Origin of the sequence: Klebsiella sp. 10982 (genome assembly GCF_048589245.1) — a bacterium.
Lineage (GTDB): Bacteria > Pseudomonadota > Gammaproteobacteria > Enterobacterales > Enterobacteriaceae > Klebsiella > Klebsiella quasivariicola.
Map to the genome: position 1 here is coordinate 139,502 of NZ_JBMAXV010000003.1, position 17,871 is coordinate 157,372.

The following is a 17,871-nucleotide window of genomic DNA, read 5'->3' on the forward strand; positions in this document are numbered from 1 at the left end:
CATGACATGACAAGAGGTAAGATGATGATCGCGGAGTTTGAATCACGCATTCTGGCGCTGATTGACAACATGGTAGACCACGCCAGTGATGATGAACTGTTTGCCGGCGGTTATCTGCGTGGCCACCTGACGCTGGCGGTGGCTGAGCTGGAAGGAGAGGGCGAGCATTCCGCTGAAGCCGTCAACAGCAAGGTCAGCCAGAGCCTGGAGAAAGCCATCAACGCTGGCGAACTGTCGCCGCCGGACCAAATTCTGGTGCAGGGGATGTGGCATAACCTGTATCAGCAGGCGAAAAATCAGGCCTGAGCCATGTTGTAGCCCGGGTCAGGCGTCAGCCGTACCCGGGAAATTGCCTGTCCTGATGGTTTTATTTCACCGCTTTTCCCTTCAGCAGTTTTCTCACCCACAGCCGATTCGGATTCAGTGCCGCCAGAGTATCGCTATCCAGCGGCAGCGGTTCACTGCTCATTTGCGCCGCCAGCAGCTCAGCGCTTAACGGCGCGGTGCACAGTCCCCGCGATCCGAGCGCGCCAAGCATAAACAGGTTGTGACAGACCGGCGCATTACCGGCGTGATCCTGTTGTTCGTGGAGGCTGGCATATTGCGTCAATGTTGCCTCATAGTCCGGTACATTGCCGACCATTGGCAGGTGATCGCGGGTGGCGCAGCGCACGCCGCAGCGGGCGTCATTGGCGCTGATGTCCACATCCTGTGGCCATTCTGCGCCAGGGAAGCAGTCGATCAACCGTTGCCGGTTGTGCTGCTGATCTTCTTCACTGAAGGTGATGTCGCTCCGCCCGCGATGGTAGCTGGCGCCAATGCAGTGCTGCTGATTGCGCGGATTTTGCGGCGTCAGGTAGCCGTCGTAGCACAGCACCTGGCGCAGGGCGGAAAGCAGCGGGGTGGTGGGAATATGGCTGACCTGGCCGCCAACAGGGTAGACCGGTAGCTGGGCGGTTTGTGCAAAATCCGCAATGCGGTGACCGTTGGCCAGCACCACCGCCTGATGATAGCGCTGCTGATTGAGCAGCCAGCCCTCGCCCTCCGCGCCCAGAGTATTAACCTGATAACCATAGTGCACGTGCAGACCGCGAGTGGCCGCCAGCGCCAGCAGTTCGGCGGTAAGCTGCTGCGGGCAGAGCCAGCCGCCGGCCGGATAGGCGACGCCGCCGCAGCCGGTATCAACGCCGGTCAGCTCGGCGACCTGCTCTGCTGTCACCGAGCAGGCGATCTCAGGGGGTAAATTGAGCGCCAGCATCTGGGCGATTTTGTGCGCGCTTTTCTCATCCCAGCCGAGCTGGGTGACACCGCACCATTCGTGATCGAACATCACCGGCAGCGCGTCATACATTCGGCGGGCGAAGGTAAAGGCAGCCGGGAAAAAGCGTGCCAGCGCCGGATCGTGCTGGCTTAACAGTGGGTACAGTGCGCCCTGGCGATTGCCGGAGGCGCCCTGCGCTGGAGCCTCATCGGCGCAGTAAAGGGTCACCTGCCAGCCGCGGCGCAGCAAGGCGAGTGAGAGCAGGGCGCTGGCGATCCCGCCGCCGATGATGGCTGCCTCGCGGGCATCGCTGCTACTGCGAGCGAACCAGGGGGTCTGCGCAGGAAAGCTCAGCGTTTGCGCCATCTCGCCGGTCAGCATCTCCCGCTTGCGGCCGAAGCCTTTGGTTTTACGCATGGTAAAGCCGGCCTCCTGCAGGCCGCGGCGGACAAAGCCGGCGGAGGTAAAGGTGGCCAGCGTCCCGCCGGGACGCGCCAGGCGCGCCATGGCGTTAAACAGATCCTGGGTCCACATGTCGGGATTTTTCGCCGGGGCAAAACCGTCGAGAAACCAGGCGTCCACCTGCTGGTTTAGCGAATCATCCAGCTCACTGGTCAGCTCATTAATATCGCCAAACCACAGATCGAGCGTCACCCGCCCGCCGTCGAGTAGCAAACGATGGCACCCGGCGAAGGCTGATGGCCATTGCGCCTGCAGCTGTTCCGCCCACGGGGCCAGCTCTGGCCAGCGCTGATGCGCCAGGTGCAGATCCTCAGCCTTCAGCGGAAATTTCTCAAAACTGATGAAATGTAACCTTTGCAGGGTAACGTCCGGGTTATCGCGAACAAAAACGTCAAAGGCCTGCCAGAGGGTGAGGAAATTGAGCCCGGTACCGAAGCCGCTCTCCGCGACGATCATCAACGGGCGAGGGTGGCTGACGAAGCGCTCCGGCAGGCGATTTCCACCGAGAAAAACGTAGCGCGTCTCTTCCAGACCGTTGTCATTGGAAAAGTAAACATCGTCGAAATCTCGGGAAACAGGTGTACCCTCAGCGTTGAATTCCAGGTTGGCTGGTTGTATGGCGTTTTGTTTCACGTAAGTTACTCGAATCACAAGGCGTAGCACGATCTTAACGATGTGTGCCTGAGGGCGCAAATTTATACATAAAATGTCTGATCGGACTTGTTCGGCGTACAAGTGTACGCTATTGTGCGACACGAAACTTAAAATAGTGCGACTTACAGAGGTATTTAATGAAACGTGCAGTGATTACTGGCTTGGGCATCGTTTCCAGCATCGGTAATAACCAGCAGGAAGTCCTGGCATCTCTGCGTGAAGGACGTTCAGGGATCACTTTCTCTCAGGAGCTTAAAGATTCAGGGATGCGCAGCCACGTATGGGGCAACGTCAAACTGGATACCACTGGCCTCATTGACCGCAAAGTAGTGCGCTTCATGAGCGACGCCTCCATCTATGCTTACCTGTCCATGGAACAGGCCGTTGCCGACGCAGGTCTGGCGCCGGAAGCATACCAGAATAACCCGCGTGTCGGTCTGATTGCAGGCTCCGGCGGCGGTTCCCCGAAATTCCAGGTCTTCGGCGCCGATGCCATGCGCAGCCCGCGTGGTCTGAAAGCCGTGGGCCCGTATGTGGTCACGAAAGCGATGGCTTCCGGCGTTTCCGCCTGCCTCGCCACGCCGTTCAAAATTCACGGCGTGAATTACTCCATCAGCTCGGCCTGCGCCACTTCCGCACACTGTATCGGTAACGCGGTAGAGCAGATCCAGCTGGGCAAACAGGACATCGTCTTTGCCGGCGGCGGCGAAGAGCTGTGCTGGGAAATGGCCTGCGAGTTCGACGCCATGGGCGCGCTGTCCACCAAATACAACGACACCCCGGAAAAAGCGTCCCGTACCTATGATGCTAACCGTGACGGCTTCGTTATCGCCGGCGGCGGCGGTATGGTCGTGGTGGAAGAGCTGGAACACGCCCTGGCGCGTGGCGCACATATCTATGCGGAAATCGTCGGCTACGGCGCAACCTCCGATGGCGCTGACATGGTCGCCCCGTCTGGCGAAGGCGCGGTGCGCTGCATGCAGATGGCGATGCACGGCGTTGATACGCCGATCGATTACCTGAACTCCCACGGTACGTCTACTCCGGTCGGCGACGTGAAAGAGCTGGGCGCCATTCGCGAAGTGTTCGGCGACAACAGCCCGGCTATCTCGGCAACCAAAGCGATGACCGGCCACTCGCTGGGCGCGGCGGGCGTACAGGAAGCTATCTACTCCCTGCTGATGCTGGAGCACGGTTTTATCGCGCCGAGCATCAACGTCGAAGAGCTGGACGAGCAGGCTGCCGGCCTGAACATCGTCACCAAACCGACTGACGCTAAGCTGACCACCGTGATGTCCAACAGCTTCGGCTTCGGTGGCACCAACGCCACGCTGGTAATGCGTAAATACCACGCCTAATCAGCACGCGATGCACAGAGGGGAGCCACCGGCTCCCCTTTTTTGTCATCTTGACAGGGTAAAGGCCCGCAGGCACACTGCTGGCGGATCCATTAGTCTCTCCACTAATGCGTAAGCGTTTAACGTCAACCAACGCGCCTTAACCCTGATAGTCAGGTGGAGGGGGCGTGTCGCTTTGCTCGCCTTACTCTGCAAATCTGGAGTAATGCATGTCCGCAGTTACTGAAACAACATCCAATTCATCGGCGAATTTTTCGCTGTTTCGTATTACGTTTGCCGTCTTTTTGACCTATATGACCGTCGGTTTGCCGCTGCCGGTGATCCCGCTGTTTGTCCACCAGGAGCTGGGTTTTGGTAACACCGTGGTCGGCGTAGCGGTGGGGATCCAGTTCCTCGCCACCGTTCTGACCCGCGGTTACGCCGGGCGCCTGGCCGACCAGTACGGCGCCAAACGCTCCGTCCTGCAAGGGATGCTGGCCTGTGCCCTGGCCGGGGCGGCATGGCTGGCCGCCGCGCTGCTGCCGCTGCCGGTGCTCGCCAGACTTGGCCTGCTGCTGTTGGGACGCTTGATCCTCGGGTTTGGCGAAAGTCAGCTGCTGACCGGTAATCTGAGCTGGGGAATGGGGCTTGTGGGACCCGCCCGCTCGGGCAAAGTGATGTCATGGAACGGCATGGCGATGTACGGTTCGCTGGCGGTCGGTGCCCCGCTGGGATTATTAATTTACAGCCAGTTTGGCGTGGCGGTCCTGGCCTGCGTCACCATGGGACTACCGCTCGTCGCCTGGCTTATCAACGGTAGCGTGCGTAAAGTGGCGGCCCACGGTGGCGAGCGACCTTCGCTGTGGGGCGTCATCGGTATGATCTGGCGGCCAGGTCTTGGCCTGGGCCTGCAGGGCGTCGGCTTTGCGGTGATCGGCACCTTCGTTTCGCTCTATTTTGCCAGTCATAGCTGGCCGATGGCCGGCTTTACCCTGACGGCGTTTGGCGGAGCCTTCGTGCTGATGCGGGTGCTGTTCGGCTGGATGCCAGATCGGTTCGGCGGCGTTAAGGTGGCGATGGTCTCGCTGCTGATAGAGGCGGTCGGTCTGACGCTGCTGGGGCTGGCGCCGGGCGTCTGGGTGGCGTTGGCCGGTGCGGCCCTGACCGGATGCGGCTGCTCCCTGATTTTCCCGTCGCTCGGCGTGGAGGTGGTCAAGCGCGTCCCGGCCCAGGTGCGCGGTACCGCGCTCGGCGGCTATGCGGCCTTTCAGGATATCTCCTATGGTCTGACCGGGCCGCTGACCGGTCTGCTGGCCACCTCGCTGGGCTACTCGTCGGTGTTCCTTGCCGGCGCCCTCTGCGCGGCGCTGGGGATCCTCGTCACCCTCATCTCTTTTCGCCGTCAGGGTTAGGTTATGGTCCGGTCTTGCCCGCGGGCAGGCCGGACGCCGTCTGCCGCGGCAGATAATACTTCACCTGGAACTCGAACATATTGGTATACAAAATGGAGTAATCGATAGGCTGGTGGTGTTCATCAATCGCCTGGGTCTGCATGCGAATAATCGGATCTTTAGCGCTGATATGCAGGAGGGTTGCCAGCTCAGGCGTCGGCAGTATCGGCACTATTGATTCGTAACATCCATTTATTCTTACTCCGCATTCGTTTTCTATATATGAAAACTTCGATTTCTTCATATGCGCGATGGTCAGGTCGGGAAAGCGGGTCGCTGACAGCCAGGTTTCCTCTAATTGCATCGCAATATTATCGATAAAACGCAATCTTTTAGCATAATATACCGCTTCACCGTGCTGCAATTGCAGCCCACGGGCAATTTCCTCCGAGGCGGGCTGTAACTCAAATTTTAGGATCTGGCTGGAGGGCGTTTTCCCCTGATTACGGGCAATTTCGGTAAAACTGTCTAAATGCGTCACCGACGCCTGGAAATGCTTATTTCTAATCCATGTGCCTGAGCCATGTCGGCGTTCGATTAAACCATCCTCTTCCAGGGTTTTCAGCGCCTTACGTAACGTATTGCGTGAAACATCATAAAGTTCTGCTAACTCTTTTTCGGCTGGCAGAAGATCGCCAATGTTGTAGAACGGGCTATTAATTTTGTTTTTAAGCAAATTGACGATATTTTTGTAAACCACTTTTGAACCTCCATAATCCCTTTGGAAACATGGGCTTGCTATCGTACGACGTTAAGTACAGGCCAAGACGTTCATTTTTTGCTTTACTTCTGCACCACTTCAGGATGGCTAACTGTGATCAAAACCGCGGTTAAGAAAATTAACAATTATTAAAGTGCTCGTCAATTGAGGTCATAAATTAAAAGGATGAGTTAATGCAAAATATATTGTTAGTGTGTGCAGCAGGAATGTCGACCAGTATGTTAGTGAAGCGAATGCAGGAGCAGGCGGCGAATATTAAGGTTTCGGTGAATATCAATGCTATGGCTATTTCTGAAGCCAAAGAAAAGATTAAGAACAACGAAGTGGATGTTTTGCTTTTAGGCCCGCAGGTGCGTTTTCAAAAAAATGAAATAGAAGAGGTGGCTCAGGGTAAAATGCCGGTAGCGGTGATTGATATGAAATATTATGGGCAGATGGACGGTAAAGCCGTTCTGGATAATGCACTGGCATTACTGGCAAAGCGTTAGTTTCTTCATTATTCCCCGTTATTGTGTGGCTATGTCATTCAGGCCATGGACAGCTGTGGCTAAAACATGGTGACGCTAATTAATTATTATGAATAAGGGTTCGTCATGAGTTTCATGGATACCTTTGAGCGTGGCATGGAAAAAATTCTCGTGCCTGTCGCGATTAAATTAAATTCTCAGATCCACGTTTCAGCGATTCGCGATGCGTTTATTCTTTCGTTTCCCATCGTAATGGCCAGTTCGCTGATTATTCTTATCAACTTTGCTATTTTATCGCCTGACGGATTTATCGCCAGTATTCTGCATTTAGGCTCGATATTCCCCAATCTGGCGGAAGCGCAGCAGATTTTCACCCCGGTAATGAACGGGTCGGTCAATATCATGGCGATATTGATCACCTTTCTGGTGGCGCGCAATATGGCGATCAGCTATCAACAGGACGATCTCCTGTGCGGCCTGACGGCGATCGGCGCCTTTTTTGTCGTCTACACCCCTTACACCATCATTGATGGCCAGGCCTATCTGGCGACTAAATATCTTGGCCCGCAGGGGTTGTTTGTGGCGATTATCGTTGCGCTGATTTCCAGCGAGGTCTTTTGTCGCCTGGCGCGTAACCCAAAAGTGACCATCACTATGCCTGCCGCGGTGCCGCCGGCGGTGGCGCGTTCATTTAAGGTGTTGTTGCCGATTTTCTTCGTGATGATCTTCTTTTCGATCCTCAATTATCTGTTGACGCGTATTTCTCCAAATGGCCTTAACGACCTGATTTATACCCTTATTCAGGCCCCGCTGAAGGATATGGGGACCAACATTGTTACCGTTCTGGTGCTGGGGCTGGTGGCGAATTTCCTCTGGGTACTGGGGATCCATGGGCCGAATACCGTGGCCGCTATCCGGGAGACTATTTTCTCGGAAGCCAATCTCGAAAACCTCTCCTATGCCGCCTCACATGGCAGCACCTGGGGAGCGCCGTATCCCATCACCTGGACCGGTATCAACGATGCGTTTGCTAACTGCGGTGGGTCGGGTATGACGCTGGGGTTGCTGCTGGCCATTTTTATCGCCTCCCGGCGTAAAGATTACCGTGATCTGGCAAAAATGGCCTTCGTGCCGGGCCTGTTTAACATCAATGAGCCGGTGATGTTTGGTCTGCCGATTGTGCTTAACCCCATCCTGGTGATCCCGTTCATTCTGGTGCCGTTTGTGAATTCATTGATTGGCTATTTCTTTATCAGCATGGAGTTTATTCCGCCGATTGCTTATGCCGTCCCGTGGACCACACCCGGGCCGCTTATCGCCTTCTTTGGCACGGGAGGCAACTGGCTGGCGCTGTTTGTCGGCATCCTGTGCCTCGCGGTTTCAACACTGATTTACTTACCGTTTGTGATTGCCGCTAACAAGGTCAATACCGCAGCGGCGGCGGAATAGAGAGGATAGCAATGTTTGCAGATGAAAGTACGGTCATGGAACTGCTGATCTATGCCGGTCAGGCGCGCTCAGACGCCATGGAGACGATAGCCGCGTCCCGACAGCGCGAGTGGGGGCGGGCTACGGAGTTGATGGCCAGCTCCGACGCGGCCTGCCGCGCCGCACATAAGATCCAAACGATGTTGATCGGTGAGGACGAAGGCTGTGGAAAAATAACCGTTAACCTTATTCTGGTACACGCGCAGGACCATTTAATGACGGCCATGCTATGTCAGGATCTCGCTAAAGAAATTATTGCCTTACGCAACGAACTCTCTGCCTGATTTATCCGCCTTCAGCCGTTCTGGCTGAAGGTGAATTATAACAATATGTAAAGGTACCCTATGTATTCAAGTCAATTGAAGGTGAGCTTATTGTCTTTATCGGTACTGCTGGCTATTTCGACAAATGATGTGATGGCGGCTAAATTAACCATTGAACAGCGTCTGGAATTACTGGAGTCAGAACTTTCGGCGAATAAAAAAGAGCTGCAAAAAACACAATCTCAATTATCGACCTATAAAGGCAAGGTAGCCGAATTACAAAAAAGCATTAAGGAGAATGAAAAACGTCAGCTCACTGCGGGTTATTCAACGGCAACGTCACCGGTGGCGGAAAATATTGCCAACGAGAATAATGAACTGAGTAAAAAAGCCGCCCCGGTGCAGGTGAAAGCCAGTCAGCAGGTGGCGGTTATCGATACCGACGGTCAGAAGCCGAAACTGGAAAGCGTCACCCTGAAGGACATCAGTAAATTTGTCAAAGACGATATTGGCTTTAGCTACCAGGGGTACTTCCGTTCCGGCTGGGGGACGTCAAACCATGGATCGTCACAGACCTATGCCCCCGGCTCGCTGGGCCGTTTTGGTAATGAAATGAGTGGCTGGTTCGACTTAACGCTGAATCAGCGGGTCTATAACCAGGATGGCAAAACGGCGAATGCCGTCGTGACATACGACGGCAACGTCGGCGAGCAGTATAACGACGCCTGGTTTGCCGGCCAGGATACCGACAGCATTTTGCAGTTTAGTGATATTTTCCTGACCACCAAAGGTTTCCTGCCGTTCGCGCCCGAGGCGGATTTCTGGGTCGGCAAACATAAACTGCCCGAGTATGAAATTCAGATGCTGGACTGGAAGTCACTGACCACCGACGTTGCGGCCGGGGTCGGGATCCAGAACTGGGCGCTGGGGGTGGGTCAGCTGGATGCTTCCGTCAGCCGGAACGACGTCGACGTGTACTCCCGTGATTTCACGCAAACCACCCAGATGAACACCAACTCCGTCGACCTGCGCTATCGCAATATTCCGCTGTGGCAGTCGGGGTCGCTGTCGTTAATGGGCAAATACGCGTTTGCTAATAAAAATGACGAGCAGGAGAGAAACGAAGATAACAACAGCTACTTCCGGTTCAAAGATACCTGGATGGCCACCGCTATTATTCGTCAGGAGCTGGAGCGTAAAGGCTTCAACGAATTTACGCTGCAGGTGGCGAATAACTCATACGCCAGCAGTTTCGCCAACTTCTCCGGCGCCAGTAACTCCATGGCCAGCGGACGCTATTACTATGGCGATCATACCAACGGCGTGGCCTGGCGTTTGATCTCGCAGGGAGAAATGTATCTTGCCGATCGTATTATCATGGCGAATTCGCTGGTATGGGCCCACGGTAACGATATCTATAGCTATGAAAGCGGGGCGCACAGCGATTTTGACAGCCTGCGCGCGGTGATCCGCCCGGCCTGGATATGGAATACCTGGAACCAGACCGGGGTTGAGCTGGGGTGGTTTACCCAGAAAAATACCACCAGCCAGAGCGGCGATCTGAAAGAGTCGGCGTATAAAACCACGCTGTACCATGCGCTCAAGGTCGGCCCGAGTCTGTTGGGGTCGCGGCCTGAAATTCGCTTCTATGGTACCTATATCAATATTCTTGATAACCAGCTGTCGCAATTCACCTTCAATGACGAAAGTAAAGATGAGTTTATGGTTGGCGTTCAGGCAGAGGTGTGGTGGTAACCGGTAAATCACCTACAGGCGCCCGCGCGATGCGGGCGTTCCGGGCTACAGCAGCCACCATAGCAGAAGCAGCAGGATCAGCACTCCGCCCAGCACCAGCTGCCACGGCTTAGCGGACCACATCCGCTTCGCCGCGGGTTCCTCCAGCGGGATGGCCAGCGTCTCCTGGGCACGGGCTACCCGCAGCACAAACACCTTATTCAGCAACGCCAGGATCTGCGCCGGACTCAGCGTGGTCTGCGGCGTGATCTGCCAGTTGCGACTGGCAAAGTCGACAATCTTTTGCCACTCCGCGGCTTCCAGCGGCTGCTTGAGCGCCCCCTGCAGCGAGGTGAGCGTGGGCGCGCTTTGCGCACTCAGCGTCTGCCGCGCCTGAAGCCAGTACGAAAGCGGCAGGAAGTGCGTCGCCGGGATCAGCTCCCCGGACTTGACGCCGCAAAGCTCCAGCATGGACTGCCAAATCAGTTTGCTTGGTTCACCGGTGGTGGCCGCCAGCTTAGTCACCAGCTGATTAAGCGTGTTGTGCTCGGCCGGCAACAGCGGGCGCAGGGTTGGCGGGCGCTGCTGTGGCTGCGGGATCGACAGCTGACCGCGCTGCAGCAGATGCAGAATATTCTCCAGCTGCGGCTGGCTGAGTGCGTGCAGCGCGGTTTGCCCATAATGCTGACGAATATAATCACTCACCGCCTGGCGGTTATTGCCCTGGCCAAGCAGATCGCTGAGCTGCGCCAGCGTCTGGCGGTGATGATGATTGTCCTGAGCCGTGGCTAAACGCTGATTGAGACTCGCCTCGGCGGCGTTGAAATGGCGGGCCAGCAGGGGCGTATCGCCTTTCAGGCCGAGGTCGTGTTTGACGCAGGCCCACACTTCCGCATTCTGCTGCGAGGTCAGCGCCACCAGGCGCGTGATCAGTCGCTCCAGGACGGTGCGTTGCTGCATGGAAAGTGAAGGTTCGCCGGTGGCGGCAGTGCCTGAAGGACCTCGCCCCGGAGGACGGTCTGGCATATCTGCAAGGGGGTGCGTCATGATTCATCCTTTCGATATCGCGGTGCTGGAACCAGGTGATGAGTATGCCTGGCGGCCAGATTATGGCACACTTCCCCGGTTAACTCTCGTTCTCAGACAGGTACTGAACTGTGAAAATCCTCGTTGATGAAAATATGCCCTATGCCCGTGAGCTTTTTAGCCGTTTAGGCGATGTGCAGGCGATCCCGGGCCGTCCGGTTCCGGCCGATGCCCTGACCGATGCAGACGCCTTAATGGTACGCTCGGTCACCCGGGTCAATGAAGCATTACTCGCCGGCAAGGCCATCAAGTTCGTCGGCACGGCGACCGCAGGCACCGATCACGTTGATCAAGCGTGGCTGCAGCAGGCGGGGATTGGTTTCTCCGCGGCGCCTGGCTGCAACGCCATTGCGGTGGTGGAGTACGTCTTTTCATCGCTGCTGATGCTGGCCGAACGTGACGGCTTTGCGCTGCGCGATCGCACCGTTGGGATCGTTGGCGTCGGCAACGTCGGCGGGCGGCTGCAAAAGCGCCTGGAAGCATTGGGGATCAAAACCCTGCTCTGCGACCCACCGCGCGCCGATCGCGGTGACGAAGGCGACTTCCGCTCCCTCGAGGCGCTGGTTAAGGAAGCCGATGTGCTGACCTTCCACACGCCTCTATATAAAGAAGGGCAATATAAAACCCTGCATCTGGCGGATGAGGCGCTGATTAGCCGCCTGAAGCCAGGAACGATTTTGATCAACGCCTGCCGCGGGCCGGTAGTGGATAACGCCGCGTTGCTGAAACGGCTGGAAGCCGGCCAGCCGCTGAGCGTGGTGCTCGACGTCTGGGAGCCGGAGCCGGATCTCAACGTTGAGCTTCTCAAGCGGGTGGATATCGGTACGGCGCATATCGCCGGTTACACCCTCGAAGGGAAGGCGCGCGGTACGACGCAGGTGTTTGAAGCCTATAGCGCGTTCATTGGCCATCCCCAGCAGGTGGCGCTGGATACTTTGCTGCCGGCCCCGGAGTTTGGCCGCATCACCCTGCATGGGCCGCTCGATCAGCCGACGCTGAAAAGACTGGTCCATTTGGTGTATGATGTGCGCCGCGATGATGCGCCGCTGCGAAAGGTAGCGGGCGTCGCCGGTGAATTCGACAAGCTGCGCAAAAATTATCAGGAACGCCGCGAATGGTCTTCGCTGTACGTACAGTGCAGCGATGCGCAGGCGGCGACGCTGTTGCGCCAGCTCGGTTTTAACGCTGTGCATCATCCTGTTCGTTAATGTCTTCTTAATGCCCCTGCCGGATACTCCGGCAGGGCCGCTTTATTTCTGGAGTAAACCACCATGTCTGAAGGCTGGAATATTGCCGTACTGGGCGCAACGGGCGCCGTAGGCGAAGCCCTGCTCGAAACTCTTGCTGAACGCCAGTTCCCGGTGGGGGAGATTTTTGCTCTGGCACGCAATGAAAGCGCGGGCGAACATCTGCGGTTTGGTGGCAAGTCGGTGATCGTCAGGGACGCCGCCGAATTTGACTGGACCCAGGCCCAGCTGGCCTTTTTCGCTGCCGGCGTCGAAGCCAGTGCAGCGTATATCGAAGACGCTACCAATGCTGGTTGTCTGGTTATCGATCTCAGCGGCCTGTTTGCGCTGGAGCCGGACGTACCGCTGGTGGTGCCGGATGTGAACCCGTTCGTATTAGGCGACTATCGCAACCGCAACCTGATTGCGGTGCCCAACAGCCTGACCAGCCAGCTGCTGACGGCGCTCAAGCCGCTTATCGATCAGGGCGGACTGTCGCGCATCAGCGTCACCAACCTGCTCTCCGCCTCGGGACAGGGGAAAAAAGCGGTGGATGCGCTGGCAGGGCAGAGCGCCAAGCTGCTGAACGGCATCCCTATCGATGAAGATGATTTCTTCGGCCGCCAGCTGGCGTTCAATATGCTGCCGTTGCTGCCGGATCGAGAAGGAAGCGTGCGCGAAGAGCGGCGTATCGTCGATGAAGCGCGCAAAGTTCTCCAGGATGACGGGCTGATGATCTCCGCCAGCGTCGTTCAGTCGCCGGTCTTCTACGGCCATGCGCAGATGGTGAGCTTCGAAGCGATGCGTCCACTGGCGGCAGAAGAGGCGCGCGACGCCTTTACCCGCGGCGAGGATATCGAGCTTTCTGAAGAGGGGGAATTCCCGACCCAGGTTGGCGATGCCTCCGGCAATGCCCGCCTCTCCATCGGCTGCGTGCATAACGATTACGGTATGCCGGAGCAGGTCCAGTTCTGGTCGGTGGCGGATAACGTCCGCTTCGGCGGCGCGCTGATGGCGGTGAAGATCGCCGAGAAGCTGATCGAGGAGTACCTGTACTGATGTCTGAGATGGAGCAACAGCCGGTCTGTAAAATCGCGCTGGGCATCGAGTACGACGGCAGCAAATATTACGGCTGGCAGCGGCAAAACGAAGTGCGCAGCGTGCAGGAGAAGCTGGAAAAGGCGCTCTCGCAGGTGGCGAACGAACCGATTATCGTTTTTTGCGCTGGCCGCACCGACGCCGGTGTTCATGGCACCGGCCAGGTGGTGCATTTCGAAACCCGGGCGCAGCGGAAAGATGCCGCCTGGACGCTGGGGGTAAATGCGAATTTACCTGGTGACATCGCGGTGCGTTGGGTCAAACATGTGCCGGCGGATTTTCACGCCCGGTTCAGCGCCACGGCGCGCCGCTATCGTTACGTTATCTATAATCATCGCCTGCGTCCGGCGGTGTTGAGCCAGGGCGTGACGCATTTTCACCAGCCGCTTGATGCCGCGCGTATGCAGCGCGCCGCGCAGTGTCTGCTGGGAGAGAATGATTTCACCTCGTTTCGCGCGGTGCAGTGTCAGTCGCGCACCCCGTGGCGCAACGTGATGCATATTAACGTTACCCGCTACGGCGCGTATGTGGTGGTGGATATCAAAGCGAATGCCTTTGTACATCATATGGTCAGGAATATCGTAGGCAGCCTGATGGAAGTCGGGGCCGGAAACCAGCCGGAGAGCTGGATGGCAGAACTGCTGGCAGCAAAAGACAGGACGCTCGCTGCGGCGACGGCAAAAGCGGAAGGGTTGTATCTGGTGTCGGTGGATTACCCGGCCCACTATGATTTACCGGTGCTGCCAATGGGCCCGCTGTTTCTGGCGGACTAATAGGGTCATTAAGGGTAAAGACGAATATGGACTTGATTCACTTTTTAATTGATTTCATCCTGCATATTGATGTGCACCTTGCCGAGCTGGTAGCCCAGTACGGCGTCTGGGTTTATGCCATTCTGTTTTTGATTCTGTTCTGCGAAACCGGGCTGGTGGTCACGCCGTTCCTGCCGGGGGATTCACTGCTGTTTGTGGCGGGGGCGCTCTCGGCTTTGCCGACGAACGATCTTAATGTTCACCTGATGGTATTGCTGATGGTCATCGCGGCTATCGTCGGCGATGCGGTCAACTACACCATTGGCCGACTGTTCGGCGAGAAGCTGTTCAGTAATCCGAACTCGAAGATTTTCCGTCGTAGCTATCTGGATAAAACCCATAGCTTCTATGAACGTCACGGCGGAAAAACCATTATCCTGGCGCGCTTTGTGCCGATAGTCCGAACCTTCGCACCGTTTGTGGCGGGAATGGGACATATGTCCTATCGTCATTTTGCGGCCTATAACGTGGTTGGGGCGCTGCTGTGGGTGCTGCTGTTTAGCTACGCTGGCTATCTCTTTGGCGACCTGCCGGTGGTGCAGGAGAACCTGAAGCTGCTGATAGTGGCGATCATCGTTCTCTCGGTTCTGCCGGGCGTGATTGAGATTATTCGCCATAAGCGGGCGGCGGCAAAGCAGGCTAAGTAGCCCGGCCTGCGCTGCGCGCAGCCGCGCATGACGGTCACGCGCAGCGGTTTGACCACTTTTTTATCCCATGTTCCGGGATGATATGATTTAATGTGCAACATTCATGGTCTGTAAGAGGCAAAAATGGCATTATGCGCCCCTTACGACAAAACTGGCATCGACCAGGTTCAGGCAGAAAGGTTATCAATGAGCTGGATTGAACGAATTAAAAGCAACATCACTCCCACCCGTAAGGCGAGCATTCCTGAGGGTGTATGGACCAAGTGCGACAGCTGCGGTCAGGTACTCTACCGCGCCGAGCTGGAGCGCAACCTGGAGGTTTGTCCTAAGTGCGATCACCATATGCGCATGTCGGCGCGTAATCGCCTGCATAGCCTGTTGGATGAAGGTTCTCTGGTAGAACTGGGTAGCGAACTTGAGCCAAAAGATGTGCTGAAGTTCCGCGATTCAAAAAAATACAAAGACCGCCTGGCATCCGCGCAGAAAGAGACGGGCGAGAAAGACGCGCTGGTGGTGATGAAAGGCACGCTGTACGCGATGCCGGTGGTTGCCGCTGCCTTTGAGTTCTCCTTTATGGGTGGCTCGATGGGGTCCGTCGTCGGCGCACGCTTTGTGCGCGCGGTGGAGCAGGCGCTGGAAGACAATTGCCCGCTGATCTGCTTCTCCGCCTCCGGTGGCGCCCGTATGCAGGAAGCGCTGATGTCGCTGATGCAGATGGCGAAAACCTCCGCCGCGCTGGCGAAAATGCAGGAGCGCGGATTACCGTACATCTCCGTGCTGACCGACCCAACGATGGGCGGCGTATCGGCGAGCTTTGCGATGCTGGGCGACCTGAACATTGCCGAGCCGAAAGCGCTGATCGGCTTTGCCGGTCCTCGCGTCATTGAGCAGACCGTACGCGAGAAGCTGCCGCCGGGATTCCAGCGCAGTGAGTTCCTGATTGAAAAAGGGGCGATCGATATGATCGTTCGCCGCCCGGAAATGCGTCTCAAGCTGGCCAGCATTCTGGCGAAGCTGATGAACCTGCCGGCGCCGGTTGCCGTTTCGGAAGCGCCGCATGAAGGCGTGGTGGTGCCGCCGGCACCGGATCAGGAACCCGAGGCCTGATAAAGCAGAGGGCAGGGCCTGGCGGCGCTGCCCTTTTTTATTCATACGCGTTAACCGTCAATTCTTGCGGGCATCATGGAAAAAGATCCTATTCCTCAGGCCACGTCGCCCCTGGCTACGTGGCTTTCTTATCTGGAACATCTGCACAGTAAAACCATCGACCTGGGGCTGGCGCGCGTCAGCGAGGTCGCACGGCAGATGGATATCGTTAAACCGGCGCCGTTTGTCTTTACCGTCGCGGGCACCAATGGCAAAGGCACCACCTGCCGCACGCTGGAAACCGTCCTGATGGCGGCCGGCTATAAAGTGGGGGTCTACAGCTCCCCGCACCTGGTGCGCTACACCGAACGCGTGCGCATTCAGGGGGCTGAACTGCCGGAGGCGGCGCATACGGCTTCGTTTGCTGAAATTGAAGCCGCGCGCGGTGACATCTCGTTGACCTATTTTGAGTACGGCACGCTCTCGGCGCTATGGCTGTTTAAGCAGGCGCAGCTCGATGTGGTGATCCTGGAGGTGGGCCTCGGCGGCCGTCTCGACGCCACCAACATCGTAGATGCCGACGTCGCGGTGGTCACCAGCATTGCGCTCGATCATACCGACTGGCTGGGGCCAGATCGCGAAAGTATTGGCCGGGAGAAAGCGGGTATCTTCCGCGCCGGTAAACCGGCGATAGTGGGTGAGCCGGATATGCCGCACACCATTGCTGACGTGGCGAGCGAGAAGGGCGCGCGGCTTCAGCGCCGCGGCGTCGACTGGCGCTATAAGGTGGAGGGTGAGACATGGTCCTTCCGCGACGCGGCCGGGGCGTTAAGCCACCTGCCGTTGCCTCAGGTGCCGTTGCCGAATGCGGCGACGGCCGTGGCGGCGCTGCGCGCCAGCGGGATTGCCGTGGATGACGCCATCCTGCGCGCGGGGATCCGCGACGCGATGTTGCCGGGGCGTTTTCAGATAATTAGCAACGCCCCGCGGGTGATCCTTGATGTGGCGCATAACCCGCACGCGGCGGCTTATCTCGCCGGGCGTCTCAAAACGTTAGCGAAAACGGGACGTGTGCTGGCGGTTATTGGTATGCTGCACGATAAGGACATTGCCGGTACGCTGGCCAATCTGGCGCCGGAAGTCGACGTCTGGTACTGCGCGCCGCTGGATGGGCCGCGCGGGGCGACGGCGGAACAGCTGGTGGAACATTTGCGTGGCGGCACAGTCTATAGCAGCGTGGCACAGGCGTGGCAGGCGGCCATGGCTGACGCTAAAGTGGAAGATACCGTGCTGGTGTGTGGTTCATTTCATACCGTAGCGCAGGTAATGGAAGAGATAGACGCGGGGAGAATCGGTGGCGAGTAAGTTTCAGAACCGTTTAGTCGGGACAATCATGCTGGTGGCGCTGGGGGTGATTATCCTGCCAGGGCTGCTGGACGGGCAGAAAAAGCATTACCAGGATGAGTTTGCCGCGATCCCGCTGGTGCCGAAACCGGGCGATCGCGATGAACCGGATATGCTGCCAGCGGCGACCCAGGCCCTGCCTTCGCAGCCGCCGGAAGGGGCGGCGGAAGAGGTGCGGGCTGGCGATGCCGCCGCGCCATCGTTAGATCCGTCGCGTATTCCGGTGAACAGCAACAGCTTCGATGATGTTCAGGAACCGGTAGTTGCCGCGAAACCGCAGCCTAAGCCGCAGCCAAAACCACAGCCGCAGCAGCAGGTCGCGACGCCGCCGCCGCCGCCGGCCAAGCCACAGCAGCAACAGCCCCCGCAGCAGCAGGCGGCCCTGCCGGCGCCGACCGGGAAAGCCTATGTGGTTCAGCTGGGTGCGCTGAAGAACGCCGATAAGGTGAATGAGATTGTCGGTAAACTGCGTGCCTCGGGTTTCAAAGTCTATACATCGCCTTCGACGCCGGTACAGGGTAAAATTACCCGCATCCTCGTCGGCCCGGATGCATCAAAAGATAAGCTGAAAGGCCAGCTGGGCGATCTGCAACAGATCTCCGGGCTTAGCGGGGTGGTGATGGGCTTTACCCCGAACTGATGGTTTTTTCCGCCATGCGGAGAGAACCTTGCGG

At 57.4% G+C, this 17,871-nt stretch carries 17 protein-coding genes; 14 read left to right on the plus strand and 3 right to left on the minus strand.

The window, feature by feature from the left end; translation table 11 throughout:
- Positions 1-24: 24 nt before the first annotated feature.
- A complete protein-coding gene (locus tag ACKLKD_RS03820) occupies positions 25-306 on the plus strand; it encodes a YfcL family protein (protein WP_025713431.1) in 282 nt (93 codons plus the stop codon).
- A 61-nt stretch (positions 307-367) separates the two neighbouring features.
- Here the strand turns inward: ACKLKD_RS03820 and mnmC are convergent, their stop codons facing one another.
- On the minus strand, positions 368-2,356 hold the full coding sequence (mnmC, locus tag ACKLKD_RS03825) for a bifunctional tRNA (5-methylaminomethyl-2-thiouridine)(34)-methyltransferase MnmD/FAD-dependent 5-carboxymethylaminomethyl-2-thiouridine(34) oxidoreductase MnmC (RefSeq protein WP_087806207.1): 1,989 nt from the start codon (positions 2,354-2,356) through the stop codon (positions 368-370).
- A gap of 158 nt (positions 2,357-2,514) precedes the next feature.
- On the opposite strand from mnmC, the gene fabB reads away from it, so the two are divergent.
- Together fabB and ACKLKD_RS03835 are read left to right on the plus strand one after the other, a co-directional pair.
- A complete protein-coding gene (fabB, locus tag ACKLKD_RS03830) occupies positions 2,515-3,735 on the plus strand; it encodes a beta-ketoacyl-ACP synthase I (protein WP_025713429.1) in 1,221 nt (406 codons plus the stop codon).
- Between the two features lie 209 nt (positions 3,736-3,944).
- Positions 3,945-5,126 (plus strand): MFS transporter, encoded by a 1,182-nt coding sequence (locus ACKLKD_RS03835; protein WP_025713428.1) that lies wholly within the window; start codon positions 3,945-3,947, stop codon positions 5,124-5,126.
- A 1-nt stretch (position 5,127) separates the two neighbouring features.
- Here ACKLKD_RS03835 and ACKLKD_RS03840 read toward each other — a convergent pair whose 3' ends face one another.
- Positions 5,128-5,865 (minus strand): GntR family transcriptional regulator, encoded by a 738-nt coding sequence (locus ACKLKD_RS03840; protein WP_025713427.1) that lies wholly within the window; start codon positions 5,863-5,865, stop codon positions 5,128-5,130.
- 194 nt (positions 5,866-6,059) lie between these two features.
- Here ACKLKD_RS03840 and ACKLKD_RS03845 point away from each other — a divergent pair, with 194 nt between their 5' ends.
- From ACKLKD_RS03845 to ACKLKD_RS03860, 4 genes are all read left to right on the plus strand, one after another.
- Positions 6,060-6,374, plus strand: a complete 315-nt coding sequence (locus ACKLKD_RS03845) for a PTS sugar transporter subunit IIB (RefSeq protein WP_087806161.1) — start codon at positions 6,060-6,062, stop codon at positions 6,372-6,374.
- A 105-nt stretch (positions 6,375-6,479) separates the two neighbouring features.
- A complete protein-coding gene (locus ACKLKD_RS03850; RefSeq protein ID WP_025713425.1) occupies positions 6,480-7,802 on the plus strand; it encodes a PTS sugar transporter subunit IIC in 1,323 nt (440 codons plus the stop codon).
- Positions 7,803-7,813: 11 nt separating this feature from the next.
- Positions 7,814-8,125, plus strand: coding sequence for a PTS lactose/cellobiose transporter subunit IIA (locus tag ACKLKD_RS03855; RefSeq protein ID WP_025713424.1), 312 nt, complete (start codon positions 7,814-7,816; stop codon positions 8,123-8,125).
- Between the two features lie 60 nt (positions 8,126-8,185).
- Positions 8,186-9,859, plus strand: a complete 1,674-nt coding sequence (locus ACKLKD_RS03860; protein WP_087806163.1) for a carbohydrate porin — start codon at positions 8,186-8,188, stop codon at positions 9,857-9,859.
- 45 nt (positions 9,860-9,904) lie between these two features.
- Here ACKLKD_RS03860 and flk read toward each other — a convergent pair whose 3' ends face one another.
- Entirely contained in the window at positions 9,905-10,885 is a 981-nt protein-coding gene (flk, locus tag ACKLKD_RS03865) for a flagella biosynthesis regulator Flk (protein ID WP_087806165.1), read from the minus strand.
- A gap of 110 nt (positions 10,886-10,995) precedes the next feature.
- Here flk and pdxB point away from each other — a divergent pair, with 110 nt between their 5' ends.
- The 7 genes from pdxB to dedD all read left to right on the plus strand — a co-directional run bounded on the left by pdxB (position 10,996) and on the right by dedD (position 17,837).
- Positions 10,996-12,132, plus strand: coding sequence for a 4-phosphoerythronate dehydrogenase PdxB (pdxB, locus tag ACKLKD_RS03870; RefSeq protein ID WP_025713421.1), 1,137 nt, complete (start codon positions 10,996-10,998; stop codon positions 12,130-12,132).
- Positions 12,133-12,195: 63 nt separating this feature from the next.
- On the plus strand, positions 12,196-13,209 hold the full coding sequence (locus tag ACKLKD_RS03875; protein ID WP_025713420.1) for an aspartate-semialdehyde dehydrogenase: 1,014 nt from the start codon (positions 12,196-12,198) through the stop codon (positions 13,207-13,209).
- A complete protein-coding gene (gene truA, locus ACKLKD_RS03880; RefSeq protein WP_025713419.1) occupies positions 13,209-14,021 on the plus strand; it encodes a tRNA pseudouridine(38-40) synthase TruA in 813 nt (270 codons plus the stop codon). Before ACKLKD_RS03875 ends, truA begins: the two co-directional genes overlap by 1 nt.
- A 26-nt stretch (positions 14,022-14,047) precedes the next feature.
- Positions 14,048-14,707 carry a DedA family protein gene (locus tag ACKLKD_RS03885; RefSeq protein WP_025713418.1) on the plus strand — a complete coding sequence of 220 codons (660 nt, stop codon included), beginning with the start codon at positions 14,048-14,050 and terminating at the stop codon, positions 14,705-14,707.
- A gap of 186 nt (positions 14,708-14,893) precedes the next feature.
- A complete protein-coding gene (gene accD / locus ACKLKD_RS03890) occupies positions 14,894-15,814 on the plus strand; it encodes an acetyl-CoA carboxylase, carboxyltransferase subunit beta (RefSeq protein ID WP_002913220.1) in 921 nt (306 codons plus the stop codon).
- A gap of 75 nt (positions 15,815-15,889) precedes the next feature.
- Complete coding sequence (gene folC / locus ACKLKD_RS03895) at positions 15,890-17,158, plus strand: bifunctional tetrahydrofolate synthase/dihydrofolate synthase (protein ID WP_087806167.1); 1,269 nt, start codon at positions 15,890-15,892, stop codon at positions 17,156-17,158.
- Positions 17,148-17,837, plus strand: coding sequence for a cell division protein DedD (dedD, locus tag ACKLKD_RS03900; protein ID WP_087806169.1), 690 nt, complete (start codon positions 17,148-17,150; stop codon positions 17,835-17,837). The genes folC and dedD overlap by 11 nt, the downstream gene beginning before the upstream one ends.
- The last annotated feature ends 34 nt before the right edge of the window (positions 17,838-17,871 follow it).